This window comes from Sphingosinicella microcystinivorans, from assembly GCF_003634215.1.
In the GTDB taxonomy this organism is placed as follows: domain Bacteria; phylum Pseudomonadota; class Alphaproteobacteria; order Sphingomonadales; family Sphingomonadaceae; genus Sphingosinicella; species Sphingosinicella microcystinivorans.
Genome location: NZ_RBWX01000008.1, coordinates 99,900 through 116,074, shown reverse-complemented (window position 1 = coordinate 116,074; position 16,175 = coordinate 99,900). Strand labels below are relative to the sequence as shown.

Below are 16,175 nucleotides of genomic sequence, written 5' to 3'. Positions count from 1 at the left end.
CTGGCAGCGAACGTCAGATTGTGTTGAAAATCGATTCAAAGCCTATTGCCGCGTGCAACCCTTGCGCGTTCCCTTCGGACACTCAGCTGGGGCAGATCACGCTGTGGGCGGAGCATCGACGAAATACGCTTGATTGCGCGCCGAGAGAATTTCCTCCCGCGCAATGTGGATGAAGCCTCGCACCGCAATATCACGCTCCGCCCCCCGGTTACCTGAGTGAGCTACCGCGATTGCTGCTCCTGTGCCCATGGCGTCGAGCGGGATGCAACGTATCGGTCTACCAATCGGCGACAAATCGCCAGGTGGTCGAATGTGAAGAATTGAAAACGCATCTGAACTCGACACGAGAGAGCGGATGACGTTGCTTGAGCGGCTCCGCATCGCCACCTCCGGTAGCGGCTGAGCGGCGTCGAAGTAACCTAGGATGCGGTCAGATGCATAACGGCTATCGAACAGCACAAACGGAAAGGCCGCCAGATCGGCCTGGCGCACGACCACCTTGCCAGCCAGCGGGTGGCCTGCTCGCACGACGGCGTATGGGTGGACTGCACGGAGCGATACCGCTGTGCCGGTCGTGCCATGTGGGTCGAGGGCAAAGGTGAGCACTGCATGTACCTCACGGCTTGCCAGCAACTCACGCGTTTCATGTATGTCACATTCTCGCAGCGACACACGGAGGTACGGATAATCTCGGCTCAGGCGATCGAGGATCGCTGGGAGGAAATAAGAGGCGAGTGCTTCGTGGCAGCCAATGCGAAGTTGCCCTCTCAGTCCCCCCATATTGCGGAAAAAACTCCTTAGCTCCTCCATTTCGTCGAGAATTTCTAAGATCTTCGGAAGCAGTAGCCTACCTTCGACGGTAAGCTCTACGCCGACTGCGCGCTTGCGGACGAGAAGTGGGGTGCCGATTTCATCTTCGAGGAGCGCAACGCCCCGCTCGAGGGATGTGCGCGCGATATTGAGCTTGGTAGCCGCCTGCGCAAATCCGCCGAACTGAGCGACCGCTGCAAAGTAGCGAAGTTGGTGAGTTTTCATGCATATCAAAATACAGCCCAATTTGTGCGTTGTCATGCACAAATGCTGTATTTTTCGCTCATTATTGGCTCGTTACGGCTTCCTGTAGTGAGAACGGGGAGGACAACAATGTCAGATATCGCGCTTAGTCTCGTTGCAGCTTTCGCGGTTACGGCCGGTGCCACGGCGCATGCACAGACCACAGATCCATCCGAGGCTGGGGAGATCCTTGTCGTCGCACAAAAGCGCGGATCGGCCGAGTCCATTCAGGACGTGCCGATCGCGATGTCGGTCTTTGGGGGCGACCAGCTGGTTGATCGTGGAATCCGCGACCTTGGCGGACTAAATTTTAGCGTCCCGAATGTGAACCTAGCAAGTGGTGGTACTACGCCGGGCGTTCAAAACTTCTCGATCCGTGGCCTCGGCCTCAATAGTACCATCCCGTCGATCGACCCAACGGTCGGCGTGTTCCAGGACGGTGTTTATCTCGGCGTCACCTATGGCGCACTTGTCGATCTGTCCGATGTTGAGGCTGTGGAGGTGCTCCGCGGGCCGGTTGGCGTACTCTTTGGAAAGAACGTAACCGGCGGTGCGGTGCTTGTTCGAACGCGCGAGCCTAAGCCCGAGTTTTCTGTTCGGACGCGCGCGTCTGTTGCAACCGGACTGGACCGACTTATATATGCGAGCGTCGAAGGTCCACTCGGCGAGGCGGGAGTTGCGGCCCGCTTGTCCGGTTACTATCGTAACGACGGGGGCTGGTTTCGCAACCGCTTCAATGGAAACAACGACCTTGGACGAGCCGAAACGTTCATTGTGCGCCCTGCGCTTGCATATCGAGCTGATAACGGATTCAAGGCCGTCGTTCGTCTAGAGCGTGGCAGGACGACTGGGGATGGAGGTCTGTTCCAGAACGCCGGCGGCGGAACGACCTTGTCAGGCCACGACCTCAACATCGACACTGAGGGTAATTCGCGCCTTACTTGGCTTCAGGCAACTGGCCAGATCGACACGGATCTCTTCGGTGGGGTCGTGACGGCAATCGCCGGTTACCGGGAGATTGATCATTTTGGGCTCACCGATATCGACGGTACGCCAGTCCGGCTTCTCAACGCCGAGTTCCGAACGAAGCAGGACCAGCTCAGCGTCGAACTACGCTTTTTCCGCAGCTTCTCCGATTGGGTGGATCTGACAACCGGTCTATATTACTTTAATCAAGATATCCTCTACCGCGAACGCCGACTTTCTTCGGTGATCGGCGGCGGTCTCGATGCCACGATGGGCGGTAACCAAGCCCAAGATAGCTTTGGCGCGTTTGCGAACGGCCGGATTGCGCTCGGGCGCACCTTCGCAATTGATGCAGGGCTTCGCTATACGCGTGAGGAAAAGGATGCCAAGATTGCGACCTTCGTGCCAGCCGCCTCGCTGTGTGACCCAGTTGGACTCCAGTGCGCTTTCGACTTTTCGGGTTCTCATAGTTGGACCAATTGGACACCTCGCTTGTCGCTCCAGTGGCAGCCTAGCACTGATGTCCTTGCCTATCTCACCTGGGGCAAAGGCTTCCGAAGCGGCGGCTACAACTTTCGCAACACGGTGCTCGGCTTCCGGCCGGCCCCGACCGGCGATGAGAAACAAGACTCCTTTGAGCTGGGAGTTAAGAGCGACTGGTTTGCGCGCGCGTTGCGCGTGAACGTCGCGATATTCTCCAATCGCCTCTTGGACGTGCAGCGCGAGATTCAATACTCTGATCCAACAGTGGGATCGGTGCAAGTGATCGCCAACGTGGGCGATGTGCGCATCCGCGGAGCCGAGGCCGAGATCCAAGCTCGTGTCGCGTCCGGGCTCACGCTGTCCACTGTAGTGGGCTACGTACATGGCCGGTATACCGCTGTAGCTTTCGACCTTAATCGGGACGGTCGCGTCGACGCGACCGATAAAGGCCTCGAGTTGCCGCGTCTCGCGCCGTGGACCCTAACGTTGGCTGCCGACTATGAAGTGCAGATGAGCGATCGAACGGATTTGTCCGCCCGCGTCAGCTATTCATTCCAGGATCGTAATTTCCACAATGATGGAAATTTGCCTGGCACGCGTTTCTCGCGCGCCAATATTCTCAATGCGTCGCTGTCGGTAGAACTCGACCGGCGTTGGACATTTGCGGTTACGGGGCAAAACCTCCTTAACGACGAAATCCGCTCAGTACGAGCGCCGATACTCGGTAACGTGGGGGCAATTGAGAAGGGTCGGGTGGTCGGCGGCGAGATCCGTTGGTCGTTTTAGGGAGATGGAGCAGTGAAATGCGGACCCAAAACTCCAACGCCTGCCGTCATCCACGGTCTGGAGATGCGAACTTCGGACGCACTCGATATGCGGGCGCGCTGCGCGGCGCGAGGCCTCCAAGCCCTTGGCGTCGAAGAGGGCGCGACCATCGCAATGGTTTTGCGCAATTGCATTGTTTCGTTGGAGATGATGCGCGCAGCAGATCTCTGTGGGGCGTACCTTGTCCCCGTTAACTGGCACCTGACCGACCGTGAACTCGAGCACATTCTTGTCGACAGCGGCGCCATCGTGATCGTTTGTGGCGCGGAGTTTCTCGAGCGCATAACTGCCCTCCGGCCCGGCGTCCGTTGCATCGTTGCGGGCGCTAGAGCGGGACCCGGAGACAGTTGGGAGAACCTCGCTCTTACTGGTCCGCCCGTTACAGGAGATCCGGTAATGCACCGGTCGAATATTGTCTACACATCAGGAACTACGGGCACGCCGAAGGGTGTTGTGCGTGCCCCTGTCACCGCCGCACAGCGTCAGGGACAGCTAACCATTGCGCGTCAGGTCTATGGCATCGGCGACGGCGCGCTTCGAACTATAATCTGCGGCCCGCTCTACCACGGCGCACCTAACTTCATCGCCACGAGTGCGCTCGCCGTGGGCGGCTTGATTGTGCTCGTCGATCGATTCGACCCTGAAGAGCTCTTGCAACTGATTGAACGTCACCACATCACGCACCTACACCTCGTGCCGACGATGATGGTGCGCCTTCTCAATCTCTCAGCTGACGTCCGCCAACGCCACGACCTGTCGTCACTCAAATTCGTCTGTCATGCGGCGGCCCCCTGTCCACCAGCGATCAAGCAAGCGATGATCGCATGGTTCGGCTTGATCGTCCACGAATACTATGGAGGTACAGAAACCGGTCCGGCTGTCTTCTGTCGCGCCGAGGAAGCGCTCCGTCACCCGGGCAGCGTAGGTCGGCCGCTTCCCGGCGTCGAACTCGCGATCCTCGACTCAGAGGGAGCCTTGTTGCCGCCAGGAGTAGCTGGTGAAATCTTTATCGCCAATTCCCTGTTTCCGGACTTCACGTACCGCAACCGTCCCGATGAGAGACGCGCGATCGAACGGGATGGCAAGGTGACTGTTGGCGACATCGGTTATGTTGATGACGACGGGTTTCTTTATCTCTGCGATCGTACGCGAGATATGTACATCTCGGGCGGTGTCAACATCTACTCCGTCGAAATCGAAAACGAGATTTTGAGTTTGGATGGCGTGCGGGACTGTGCAGTTTTCGGCATTCCAGACAAGGAGATGGGGGAAGTCGGCTGCGCGCTTGTCGTCCTAGAGGACGGCGCTAGCCTAAATCCCAGCGCAATCCAAGTCGAACTACAGCGGACGCTTGCGCGCTACAAGATCCCGCGTCGAATTGAAATTCGCCCATCGCTGCCTCGCGAGGACTCGGGGAAGCTCTTCAAGCGACAGCTACGCGAACCCTTTTGGCGCAGCGCCGGTCGCCAGATATAGGAAGCTTTGTATGGACTTAGCGACAATTCCGCCTATCGTGGACCTTGAAAGTATTGCCAATATCGAGCGCACCGCAATCGAGGATCGACTGGTCGCGGACTCGGCCTTTGCACTTCTGCGCCACCAGGCGAACATCCGCGCTGATGAGACAGCAATCGTCTTTTTACCGAGCGGGTCGTTAAGCGACACACCGGAGGTGTACAGCTACGCTCAGCTATTTGACATTGTGTCGCGCTCTGCGCATGTCCTCCATGGCACAGTGGGGGGAAGCGGGCGCACAGTGGCTCTCCTCTTGCCTAACCTTCCAGAGACGCTGGCGCTCATTATCGCGGGGGGGCAGGGTGGTGTTGCCTGCCCAATCAATCCCCTATTGGATCCGCGCGACATCGCCGCGCTGCTTGACGCAAGCGACGCGCATGTTCTTGTCACCACCGCGCCGTCCTATGATCCTGCGCTGTTTGCTCGCGCGCAGCTGGCCACTTCGCTTGCCGCTCGCTCGATCCGTATGCTCGTCGTCCGCGGTGAAGCGCCGTGTGGTATCGCCCGACTTGAGGACGAACTCGCCTGCGCTCCGTCGGCCCCCGCCATGACGCCAAGCGGCCAACAGGTAGCAGCATATTTCCACACGGGTGGTACGACAGGGCGGCCGAAGCTGGCCTGCCACACACACAGAATGCAGATGGTTCAGACGGAGATCTCCTCCCTCGCCTTTGCATATCGTTCGACTGATACGGTGCTTACGGGCCTTCCGTTCTTTCACGCAAACGCGCTGTTTCTTGGAGGTCTCTGCTGTCTGCGCGCTGGCGCCCGAACGGTCATCGCTGGCCCCCATGGCTACCGTAGCGATGCCCTCAACCGCGACTTCTGGAGAATGATAGAACATTTTGGTGTCAACTTTTTCTCGGCAGTGCCGACTGTTCTTGCTCGGCTCGCGAGCATTGACCGCGCGGGCGCTGACCTGCGCTCACTACGCTTCGCGACCTGCGGAGGCGCGCCGATCCCACCGAGTCTTCTTTCGCGATTGCAGCGCGATTTTGGTTTCCGCGTGCTTGAGGGCTACGGGTTGACCGAAGCGACGTGTCTCGCTTCCGTCAACCCGCGCGACGGTGAGCAGCGCGTCGGCTCGGTCGGGATCCGTGCGCCGTACATGCGAGTGCGAGTGACGGTTACAGACGCGGACAACTCTGCACGAGACGCGCGCCCCGGCGAGGTGGGTCACCTCCTTCTATCGGGACCGAGCGTGATGCCGGGTTACCACGACGCGAACTCCAATGTTGGAACATGGCTTGAACCAGGATGGCTCGACTCCGGCGATCTCGCGAGCCTTGATGAGCAAGGTTACATATGGCTCCACGGGCGCGCGAAAGACCTAATCATCCGGGGGGGGCATAATATCGACCCAGCGACCGTAGAGAACGCCATCGCTGATCATCCCGGCGTCGCATTCGCTGCAGCAGTCGCCTACCCCGATCCCGACCTGGGCGAGAAGCCGGTGCTGTTTGTCGAGTTGCATCCTGACATAGATGTGTCAGAGCCGGACCTTATCGCCTTTGCCCGCAGTCGTTCGGCCGAGCCGGCTGCGGCGCCTGTGCGCGTCATTCCGATTGCGAATCTGCCGCGGACAGCTGTCGGCAAGGTAGCAAAGGCAGAGCTGCGCGCGATGGCTGCAGTCGAGGCGTATCGACTTCTCCTTGCGTCCAGTCTGCCGGCCGATGCTGAGCTTGAGGCAAATTACGATGCGCGAGGGTTGCAGGTCGTGGTGAGGACCTCCGACCCCGCCGCCGATCTTTGTGCACGACTTCAAGAGCGGCTGCGCGTCTGTAGTGTGCCTCTTGTGGTTAGTCAGCCCAGTGGCTAAATGGCAACACGGCAGCGCTTAAGCTTGATATACTATCAGAAAGTTGGTCAGAGCTACATCTGCCTTGTCTGGTCTTGCTGGTTCTTCGTTTTATTTTAAGACGAAGCGCTTTGGTCTTGTAGCCCGAGATGGTTTACGGATTGTCCGATGCCGATCGGGCCCGGTAAGATGGAAACAATTTAACAAGTGAGCCCCTTTCTTCTGATTCCCTCAACAACTAAGTGCATTTTAGGTGGCGCCAATAATTCCTTCTATGGGTCCAGGATCTAAAAGATGTTTATCACAAAGACCCCGCAATATTAGTCTGATCGCCATGTCAGTCAGTTCGTCAGCGTCTAACTTTCCCTCAGGTTCAAACCACGTGTAGGTCCAATTTATTGTCCCATAGACGAGCAGCGTCAACGGACGTCGTCGGGAGCGGGCCTTGGCAAGTTCAGGGCGCAGTGCCAGGAGGATCGCCTCCAGTTCGGAAACGGGTCGCCTTTCAATGGAGCGAAGTTCTGCCTGCTGCTTCTGGGGAAGGTAACGCATTTCGTTGAACAAAAATGGGTAGTTTATTCGATAGTCATCGTATATTTGTAGACATTCGCGTATAAAGGCGCGTAACCGATCAGCTGGCTGCTCTGATTGGGTTTTCTTACCCCGGCTTACGGCGGCGATGCGGTCGCTAACTTCAACCAAAAAGTCGCGTAGCAATGTGAATAATATGTCCTCCTTAGTCGAGAAGTAATGATAGACCCAAGCTTTTGAGGCATTGCAACTGCGCGAAATTTCCGCAACCGATGTTTTGTTGAAGCCCTGCAATGCGAACAGTCCCGCTGCATTGTCCAGTATAAGCTGTCGTTTGTCCCCGTGATCCTTTGACCTAACGCCGACCATAATTTCTCCTTTTCGCAACGGCTTGCAGATGGCACGCATCCGTTGACTATACCTGTCGCCACTTAGGATGCTCACATGTGCTTCGTAAAGGGGCGATGTCACACGGGCGGTGTCTGACCTAATCTGCGGCAGGTCACGGACGCAGGGCAATGAGCGATCCTCCGTGACCGCCGAATCAGAGAGCAGAGACTTTCCCCCACTTCATCACGTTTGGGCCGACAGCCGAGGCTGCATCATATTACTCCTATACCGATCCCTACAAGCTGCGTGAGTCTTTGCTCGACTTCATCAGTTGGGCATTCTCTTCTGGCGTGATCGCCGACACCATGGTTCCGATGCCGCTCCAACAGCAGATTTCAACTTGTGGAAGGTAGGGGAGCTGATACGTTGGCGGCGGCCAACCTCAGCCGTCGCTTGCCCAGCCTTCTGCTACTTCACTATCGTAATGGTCTGGTCCTTACTGAACGTACTTCGTTCATTCCACCGTCACCTAGCTGCCAAGCCAGTCCCGAATAATGGCTTCGCAATCGGCATTAGTAGCCGGTGGATCACTACCGACACAAAGCGGCGTTGCCGAGAAACGGGGTGCGGGCGCTGTCCGCGCGTTGGACGTAAATGTACCACGTGCTCGATTATGCGGATGCTGCGGGGCTTCACTCAGCGATAGAACGGGAGCAAAGCAAGCATCGCTACCCTCAAGCAATTCACACCAATGCACACGTGTACGTGTGAGAAAGATTTTTTCCAAGGCGGCGGATATCTCAGGCCACGAAGCTGGATCGTCTCGCCGGTCGAAGAGCGGATCGACAAGACCCAGCTTTTCACGCAACTCACCCCAAAATGGAGGTTCTATCGCAGCTATGGACACCCAAGTGCCGTCAGCACAGCTATAGCAACGATAGAAGGGCGCAGCTCCGTCGAGAAAGTTGGCGGAGCGAGCATCTGTCCACTCGTCGCGAGCTTTGAGTTCGTAGAACAACCCCATAAGCGAACTCGCTCCATCGCTCATCGCTGCATCGACTACCTGGCCGTGGCCATTGGCTCGCGCGTAGCTTAACGCTGCGAGTACGCCCATGACGAGATAGAGGGATCCTCCGCCGAAATCGCCAACAAGGTTTAAGGGTGGAATCGGAGGGCCATCGGCCGGGCCGATCGCATGAAGCGCGCCCGAGAGAGAAATGTAGTTGAGGTCATGGCCTGCAGCCTGGGCCAAGGGTCCGTTTTGTCCCCAGCCGGTCATGCGTCCATAAACCAGCTTGGGATTGATTGCGAGCATTGGCTCCGGGCCAAGTCCGAGGCGTTCCATCACGCCTGGTCGGAATCCTTCGATCAGAATCTCGGCGCGCTTGATCAAGTCAATGGCTATGTCTCGGTCCGCTGTCTGCTTCACGTTAAGCGCGATCGAGCGCTTGCCCCGTGCCAGAACATATTCCATCGGCGCGTTCGGCCGATCTATTCTGACAACATCAGCCCCCATGTCCGCCAGCAGCATTGCGGCGAATGGTGCAGGACCAATTCCGGAAAACTCGACTACGCGAAGGCCTTTGAGCGGTCCATCAGATGTCATGAATGCACACTCCCTTTATGCTGTCACAGGTTCTGACGTGGTCACATAAACGCCAACCGGACACGCGAACTGGGTTCGTCTCGCCGAAGCCGGCATAGGTCGGTTATCGGCCGGACGGCGGAGAGCTGCCAGACCGTCGACGGTCCAATCGTCATGCAGAGGCGCTACTGGTCGATTGATCGGGGCTACCTTTGGGGCCAGTCTTGCAAGCATGGTGGATCTGCGCTTGGCTGTTGCCTGCAACTGCGAGACTGTCCCTGAAACTGCGGTGAAAGCGCAGTTCGCAAGGATCAGATCGTCCTTCCGGTCCCGGCCCAGTGTGGCTCCTTGAGCAAGCGGCGGAGGATCTTGCCCGAGTCTTCACGAGGCAGGGAAAAGTGGAACTCGACGTGCCGAGGAGCCTTGAAAGCCGCCAGCTTGTTGCGGACAAAGGCCGTCACTTCTGCTGCATCAGGTGCGCCAACGTCAGCAGGTTGTATGGCGGCGCAGACAGCTTCTCCGAATTCCGCGTCGGGTACGCCGAAGACAGCCGCATCGGCGATTCCCGGATGCGAAAGCAGAACGGCTTCGATCTCAGCTGGGTAGATGTTGACGCCGCCTGAGATGATCATGTCGTTTGCCCGATCGCAAAGGAACAGATAGCCATCCTCATCGAGAAATCCGATATCGCCGATCGTGACGAAGCCTTCGCGCTCGATTGCATGACGGTCGGCGTCGCGACCATGGTAGGTAAAGTCCGGGAAAATGGTTGAACGAATATACACATGGCCAGGGATCCCCGAGGGAACCTCTTTGCCCTCGTCGTCCAGAATACGGATTGCACAGCCATCCATCGCACGGCCAACAGTTCCGGGCTTGCGCAAGGCTTCATCGGAATTGTGATAAACGGCGCCACCAGTCTCGCTGCCGCCATAGTATTCGTGAATGATTGGCCCCCACCATCGGATCATGGCTTGTTTGATTTCCGGCGGACAGGGCGCTGCGCCATGGGCTACAAACCGAAGCGATGACAGGTCATATTTCGAGCGCACTTCCTCGGAAAGCTTCAGGAGGCGCACGAACATAGTTGGCACCAAGTGGATATGAGTAAGCCGGTGTTGCTCAATGAGCGCAAGGAGTCCCTCGGCATCAAAGCGCGGCTGCATTACCACCAGTTCACCCATGCGCCCCGCTACCAGCGCATAAGTGTTAGGGGCGGCATGATAGATCGGTCCAGTTATGACGGTGCGGATTGTCTGACCCGGCACAAGACCGAGCGCCGTTGCCATCAGCGTGGCCATGCGTTTGGCCATCTCTGCATCCGCCGGCTCACGTTTCACGCCCTTTGGCTTGCCCGTGGTGCCCGAGGTGTAGATCATTCCGAAGCGCGTGATTTGCGGTTCACCTCGCCATTGTTCGTGCCGCTCACGCCAGTTCGTCCAATCATCCGTGGTCGAGACCGGACTGCCATAGGCCTCAGCGACTTCTTGCGGGACTGGACAGACCAGGATTGGCAGTGACAGTGCGGCGCGGTCGCCGAGGATTGGGAGAAGATCCTCGTGAGCGACAACGAGCTTGGCTCCGCTGTCGGCAATTACGAACAGGGCCTCGTCACTGCGGAAGTGCCAGTTTACCGGCACGACATTCGCCCCAAGCAGGTTTGCTCCAAACGAAATTTCGAAGAAAACCGGATCGTTGCGCAGCAGGATTGCAACGGTGTCACCAGCTCCAATGCCAATCTCAGCCAATCCAGTCGCCACCTTGGCGGCGCGCTGCTCGATGGTACTAGCGGTGATCAGGTTTGACCCACTGATGACGGTTGCAGTCATGGAAGCGCTACCTCCGCTTCGCCGGCCAGGGTTTGTATGTCGCCGTCGATCGCTGCCTGGATCTTCAGGCGGGCTCGTCGTTCGCCATCCGCTTCGAAAAGCTCGACGACGTCACCGTTGCAGGAAACGACCGCGCCAACAGGGGTAATGGAAACAAACCGGGCCTTCCATGAACGCAATTGCGACTGGGGCAGCCAACTGGTGAGCAGTTGTGCAAGATAGGCCATCGACAACATGCCGTGTGCGAAGACGTCTGGCATGCCGGCGGACTTGGCGAAGTCTATGTCGACATGGATTGGATTGTGATCGCCCGACGCACCCGCGAACAACGCAAGGGTGGTGCGGGAGATTGGCGGCAGCACGTGCTCCGGCAAGCGGGTGCCGACTGAGATCGCTTCGGTTCCGTCAGCCATGTCGCACCACCAGGGTTGTCTTGAGCAGCGCACATTCGTCTCCCTTGGCATCGGTGATGGTCATGTCGCGCACGATGAACTCAAGGAGACCGCCCTTTCTGTCATAGGCGTCGCTGATCCTTGTTTCGATAGTCAGCTTTTCGCCAGCATAGGTCATGCGGCGATATTCGAAGCTTTGTTCTGCATGGAGCACTTTTGCGAGAGGAACCTTAAGGTCATCGAGCCAGAAGGTTTCAGACGGCGCAAGCAAATCAAGCGAGAACAGATAGGTTGGCGGCAGCGGGAGCGTAGGGTGTCCCGCTGCCTTGGCAGCTGCCACGTCGCTGTAGACCGGATTGGTCTCGCCGGTGGCTTGCGCGAAAAACCGCAGTGCCCCTTCCTCGGGAACAATAGTTCGCTTCGGCCACGTTTTACCGATTACCGACAGGTCAACCATTTCACGCTGCCTTGTAAAGTGTAACGACGCAGGCGCCGCCCAGACCGAGATTATGTTGCAGCGCAACTTTTGCTCCTGCAACCTGACGCTTGTCGGCGTCGCCCCGCAACTGCCAGACGAGTTCGCTACACTGGGCAAGACCAGTGGCACCAAGCGGGTGGCCCTTGGAAAGTAGTCCACCGGAGGGGTTGGTTACAGTCCGCCCGCCATAAGTGTTGTCGCCGTCGCGGATGAACTTTTCTGCTTCTCCTGGTGCGGCCAGCCCAAGAGCTTCGTAAGTGAGTACCTCATTGGTCGTGAAGCAATCGTGCAATTCGACTACGGGCACATCTTGGGGGTCGATCCCTGCTTTCTCGTAGACCTGAAGGGCAGCGGCACGAGCCATGTTGAAGCCGACCGCATCGATCAGGCTGCCATTACTGAACGATTGCTCCGGATCAGTGGTCATGGCCTGCGCGGCAATTTCAACATAGCGCCCCGGATTGGCGCGCTTGAATTTCTCAGAGACTATGATTGCTGCGGCCGCTCCGCAAGTTGGCGGGCAGCACTGCAGCCGGGTGAGGGGGCCAAAAATCGTCGGTGAGGCCATGATCTCATCGGCGGTAAGCGGATCGCGGAAGATCGCTAGCGGGTTATTGGAAGCATGGCGGCGGGCCTTTTCTGCGACGAGTGCAAAGCTTCGGCTTTCAAAACCGGTGCGTCGCTGATACTCCGCACCAGCCCCCCCAAACAACCGAGCGGCTGGGGGCCTAGTGTTGTCGTCGCCTGGCGCCTGCTCTGCAATCCTGACGTAGTTATCGAGGATCGAAGGCCGGTCCGTAAACATCACATCCAGCGCACCGGGCATCATTTGTTCAAATCCGACGGCCAAAGCAACATCAACTGCGCCGCTTTCAACTGCTTGGCGCGCAAGGAACAGGGCAGTGGAGCCGGTTGCGCAAGCATTGTTGACATTGATGATAGGAATGCCGGTCAAGCCGACCGAATAAAGCGCCTTCTGGCCGGACGTCGAATCGCCATAAACAAACCCGGCATAGGCCTGTTCTACTTTCGAATAGGCAATTCCTGCGTCAGCAAGCGCTGCGCGTGCGGCCTCAGCGCCCATGAGATCATATGTTTCGCTTCGCCCAGGCTTGGTGAACGGGACCATGGCGACACCGGCAACGTAAATCTTCGACACGAGAACTCTCCTCTGCTCAATCGATTCATTTATTGACCGACCGGTCGCCAAATGCAAGCGCCTTTTGTCGATGGAGCTTGGTGCCCTGTAACACCGGAAATTGGTGAAGGCCGGACACGAGGCAAGCCGCGGGCGGCGCTTCTGCTCATTCCAAGCATAGCGTTGGCTACCCGCTCTTGGGCAGGCAAGAGTAGCCGAACGAATAGCCAGACGTTCCGCGCGAATTGTCGGCGGTTTCAGTTTCTGGTTTGACGCCGCGAGATTAGAGGATATCTGCTCTTGAGCCCTCTAAAGGATCCGGGCTCCTCATAATCGCGACTAACGTTGGGCTAGGCGCCCTACAATCCGCAAAAGAGGGCTAGCGTAACTTGGGCGAGAATTTGTACCCGAGGCGCTCCCACCCAAGCAAGGGGCGCTGCTCGCCAACACCCTGCCAAGGCGCCATTGACAACATTCGTGACGCTGGCCACAGCAAAGATTTGCACCTCTCGGCCTAGCACTACTTTGGCAGATTTGGTTTGGCGGGAGGTCGGAGGCTGCATCCGCAGTTGGGGCAATGGCGCGGCGGAGGTCGTGAGAGGCGATCAAGGATGGCTTGCCTGACTGCTGGCAAGCTGGGCTGTGGCGGCGGACCGCCGATTCTTTTTTTCCGTCCCGCTGCTGCGAGGCGACGGGATTGGAGGAAGGCATAGGCGATCATGGTCATGAGCGCATGTCGGTGCAGGCCGGTCCATGATCGACCTTCGAAGTGGTCGAGGCCAAGCTCTTCCTTGAGTTGCTGATGGGCCTGCTCACAGATCCAGCGGGCCTTGATGGCACCGGCCAGCTTCTTGATCGGCGTATCGGCGGGCAGATTCGAGAGATAGTATTTGCGCTCCCCATTCGAGCGATGCTCGCCGACCAGCCAGGCCTCATCGCCGGGCATATGCTGCGATCCCATGCTGCCGATACGTTGCGGCGCCCCGTCAGCGATCCTGACCCGCATCGCCGCAAAGTGGGCGATGAGTCGTCCCTTGGTGCCCCGTCGCCAACTGACCTGCCGCCATTTGGCACCTTCCAATATCATATGGGCAGCGATCGACTTGCAGTCGGGAACATGGCGTTGACGCGGCCGCCCCCCGGCCAGCGACAGGGAAGATCAGTTCCACACCGGTCGGATAGACTTTCTGGTGCTTGGGAATGCCCACCGCCCAGCACAGCCCTCGCGTGCTCAGGGCCTGCCGGAATGATGCTGACAGACCATAACCGGCATCGGCAAGAACGCAGCCAAAGCGCACACTGGCCGCGATGATCCGGTCGATCTCCTCGATCGCAATTTCCGGCTTGGTCCTGGGCTGGCGATGATCTTGTGGCACGCCCGCTTTCGCCATCCGCGCGTCGTCACTCGTCCAGCTCTCGGGCAGAAAGAGCCTCAAGCTCAGCATGACGGGCACTTCACCGCTCGCGAGCGTCGTGGAAACCAGTGTCTGACAGTTGGCCCTCTTGCCCAGCGCCGACGCATATTGGGGAGCGACGCCGACCGAACTCTGCCCTTTCTTTGGCAACGCTGTATCGTCGATGATCAGCCAGGCATCCCGACCGCCAACCAGACTATCGGCATGCTGCCACAGCGCTGCCTCAAGCGGCCTGCTGTCCCACAGTCCGGCCCCAATGAAATGATGCAGCCGGTCGTAGCTGATCGCGTCGGCGCGCGCCGCTATCGGCTGGATACTCTTGCGGTCGCCCGGACCGATCAACCCGGCGATATAAGCCGGGCACATCCGACGCCGCGTCTTGTGCTCCAGTCCGTCGAGAAATGGCTCAAGCCAGCGCTCGAGATCGTCGGTCCAGTCCGTGTCCATCGCCAGCCCTTCCAATAAGCTGGCTCCCTATGAATCACCGAAACCCCAACAAGGGAATCCCAAAAATCAACAATCTGCCAAAGTAGTGCTAGGCAACCGCTTGTCCAGGCGACTAACGTGACGCCAGCCCAATCCAGCACAGGCCTTCTCAGTCGATCATAAGGTGAGCGTGCCACGCGGGCAGGTCTAGAGCCGCAACGATTGCAGCGTCAGCGACAGCTGCGTCGGGCAGTTCGCCTGAATCGATCATATGCTGCGCCATGCGACGAAGTGCATCCCGATCATCACCCACCTCATTTAGTCGCACAACGATACTGTCGCGTGCGGCGAGTCGAGTAAATGTCCTGTTGGCAAAGAAGTGGCGACGCAATATGTAGGATTGCCACGAGGCGCGGAGCGCTTCGAATAATTTAGCTTCATGCGCGAGCCCTGCTTCAAGCCCGCTTTCTACCCCAACACGAGCGGCTGTAAGTGTCGCCTGCGGGGCCTGCCATTCGGGATCGACACTGGCTTCAAGGCGAAGAATTTCTCTGAGAGCGGTTTGAGCTGGTTCGGGTGCGATGCCGCGAACAGGGCGCTTGGGGATTCCGGAAGCTTTCACCATTGCCGTGTTAATGTCGCCCACGGCATCCACGAAACCGATTGCCCGAGCTTGTTCGAGGTCGATAGGCTCAGCCCCTATCAAAAGTTCAAGTGCGGCTTTCATACCGACCAGCCTCGGCAACAACTGGGTGCCCCCGAAGGTTGCCAACAATCCCAGCTTGACTTCCGGCATACCAAACTGGGTGCCAGGCGCAGCAATTCGAAAATCAGCACAATAGGCAACCACCATCCCGCCCCCCAGCACCATGCCGTGCATCACAGCAATCACTGGCTGCGAGGCCAGGCGACACGCTTCCTCGAGTTCGAGCAATCCGGGCGCTAACACGGGATGATCGAGCTCGGCGATGTCCGCCCCCGAAATAAAGCTACGCCCTCTACCCATGATCACAATAGCTTTTACATCGCTCCGTGCAGCTTCATTGACGGCGTCGATCATCTGGCTGCGCACTGCGTGCGACAGGGCATTGACTGGCGGATTATCGATTTCGATACAAGCAAATGTTCCGCGACGGCTAAGCAATATAGGGGTCATTATTCCTCCGCACGCCAATATGAAACCATCATCTGGAAATGGGAAACACAATGTGCCTGAAGCCCGGCCAATGCTAGCTGATGCGTTCGTCAGAAACGTAAGAGAGGGCGAATTGTCCCTAAGCCCAATCACTTGCCCGTCGAAAACGAGATGCACTGACCAACCACATCAGCGCCATGGACATCCGGCCATGAACTTGCCCGGTGTCCGCAGCCAAGCTGCAGCGGAAACGACCTTTCGCTAGGTCTTGGATTT

Annotated in this window: 11 protein-coding genes and 1 pseudogene; 3 read left to right on the top strand and 9 right to left on the bottom strand. The window is 58.1% G+C overall.

Annotated features, from left to right (window positions below; all coding sequences use genetic code 11):
* Window positions 1-96 precede the first annotated feature (96 nt).
* The gene (locus DFR51_RS09510) at window positions 97-1,071 is read right to left on the bottom strand and encodes a LysR family transcriptional regulator (protein WP_121050320.1); all 975 of its coding nucleotides are present in this window, start codon (window positions 1,069-1,071) and stop codon (window positions 97-99) included.
* Between the two features lie 72 nt (window positions 1,072-1,143).
* Between DFR51_RS09510 and DFR51_RS09505 the strand changes: the two genes are divergently transcribed.
* Genes DFR51_RS09505 through DFR51_RS09495 form a run of 3 tightly spaced genes read left to right on the top strand, consistent with a single transcriptional unit; the run spans window position 1,144 to window position 6,661 of the window.
* Entirely contained in the window at window positions 1,144-3,288 is a 2,145-nt protein-coding gene (locus DFR51_RS09505; protein WP_160119034.1) for a TonB-dependent receptor, read from the top strand.
* Window positions 3,289-3,300: 12 nt separating this feature from the next.
* Window positions 3,301-4,803 carry an AMP-binding protein gene (locus DFR51_RS09500; RefSeq protein ID WP_197723667.1) on the top strand — a complete coding sequence of 501 codons (1,503 nt, stop codon included), beginning with the start codon at window positions 3,301-3,303 and terminating at the stop codon, window positions 4,801-4,803.
* A 10-nt stretch (window positions 4,804-4,813) separates the two neighbouring features.
* Window positions 4,814-6,661 carry an AMP-binding protein gene (locus DFR51_RS09495; RefSeq protein ID WP_121050312.1) on the top strand — a complete coding sequence of 616 codons (1,848 nt, stop codon included), beginning with the start codon at window positions 4,814-4,816 and terminating at the stop codon, window positions 6,659-6,661.
* A gap of 228 nt (window positions 6,662-6,889) precedes the next feature.
* Here the strand turns inward: DFR51_RS09495 and DFR51_RS09490 are convergent, their stop codons facing one another.
* The 8 genes and pseudogenes from DFR51_RS09490 to DFR51_RS09455 all read right to left on the bottom strand — a co-directional run bounded on the left by DFR51_RS09490 (window position 6,890) and on the right by DFR51_RS09455 (window position 15,920).
* Window positions 6,890-7,540, bottom strand: coding sequence for a TetR/AcrR family transcriptional regulator (locus DFR51_RS09490; RefSeq protein WP_170151770.1), 651 nt, complete (start codon window positions 7,538-7,540; stop codon window positions 6,890-6,892).
* 490 nt (window positions 7,541-8,030) lie between these two features.
* A complete protein-coding gene (locus tag DFR51_RS09485) occupies window positions 8,031-9,107 on the bottom strand; it encodes a CaiB/BaiF CoA transferase family protein (protein WP_121050306.1) in 1,077 nt (358 codons plus the stop codon).
* A gap of 290 nt (window positions 9,108-9,397) precedes the next feature.
* Window positions 9,398-10,915 carry an AMP-binding protein gene (locus DFR51_RS09480; RefSeq protein ID WP_121050303.1) on the bottom strand — a complete coding sequence of 506 codons (1,518 nt, stop codon included), beginning with the start codon at window positions 10,913-10,915 and terminating at the stop codon, window positions 9,398-9,400.
* Window positions 10,912-11,328 (bottom strand): MaoC family dehydratase, encoded by a 417-nt coding sequence (locus DFR51_RS09475; protein WP_121050300.1) that lies wholly within the window; start codon window positions 11,326-11,328, stop codon window positions 10,912-10,914. The genes DFR51_RS09480 and DFR51_RS09475 overlap by 4 nt, the downstream gene beginning before the upstream one ends.
* Window positions 11,321-11,764, bottom strand: coding sequence for a MaoC family dehydratase N-terminal domain-containing protein (locus tag DFR51_RS09470; RefSeq protein WP_121050297.1), 444 nt, complete (start codon window positions 11,762-11,764; stop codon window positions 11,321-11,323). Before DFR51_RS09470 ends, DFR51_RS09475 begins: the two co-directional genes overlap by 8 nt.
* Before the next feature lies 1 nt (window position 11,765).
* Window positions 11,766-12,944 carry a lipid-transfer protein gene (locus DFR51_RS09465; RefSeq protein ID WP_243445486.1) on the bottom strand — a complete coding sequence of 393 codons (1,179 nt, stop codon included), beginning with the start codon at window positions 12,942-12,944 and terminating at the stop codon, window positions 11,766-11,768.
* A 584-nt stretch (window positions 12,945-13,528) separates the two neighbouring features.
* Window positions 13,529-14,785 (bottom strand): annotated as a pseudogene (locus DFR51_RS09460) (IS701 family transposase).
* A 148-nt stretch (window positions 14,786-14,933) separates the two neighbouring features.
* A complete protein-coding gene (locus tag DFR51_RS09455; RefSeq protein WP_121050294.1) occupies window positions 14,934-15,920 on the bottom strand; it encodes an enoyl-CoA hydratase/isomerase family protein in 987 nt (328 codons plus the stop codon).
* Window positions 15,921-16,175: the final 255 nt, after the last annotated feature.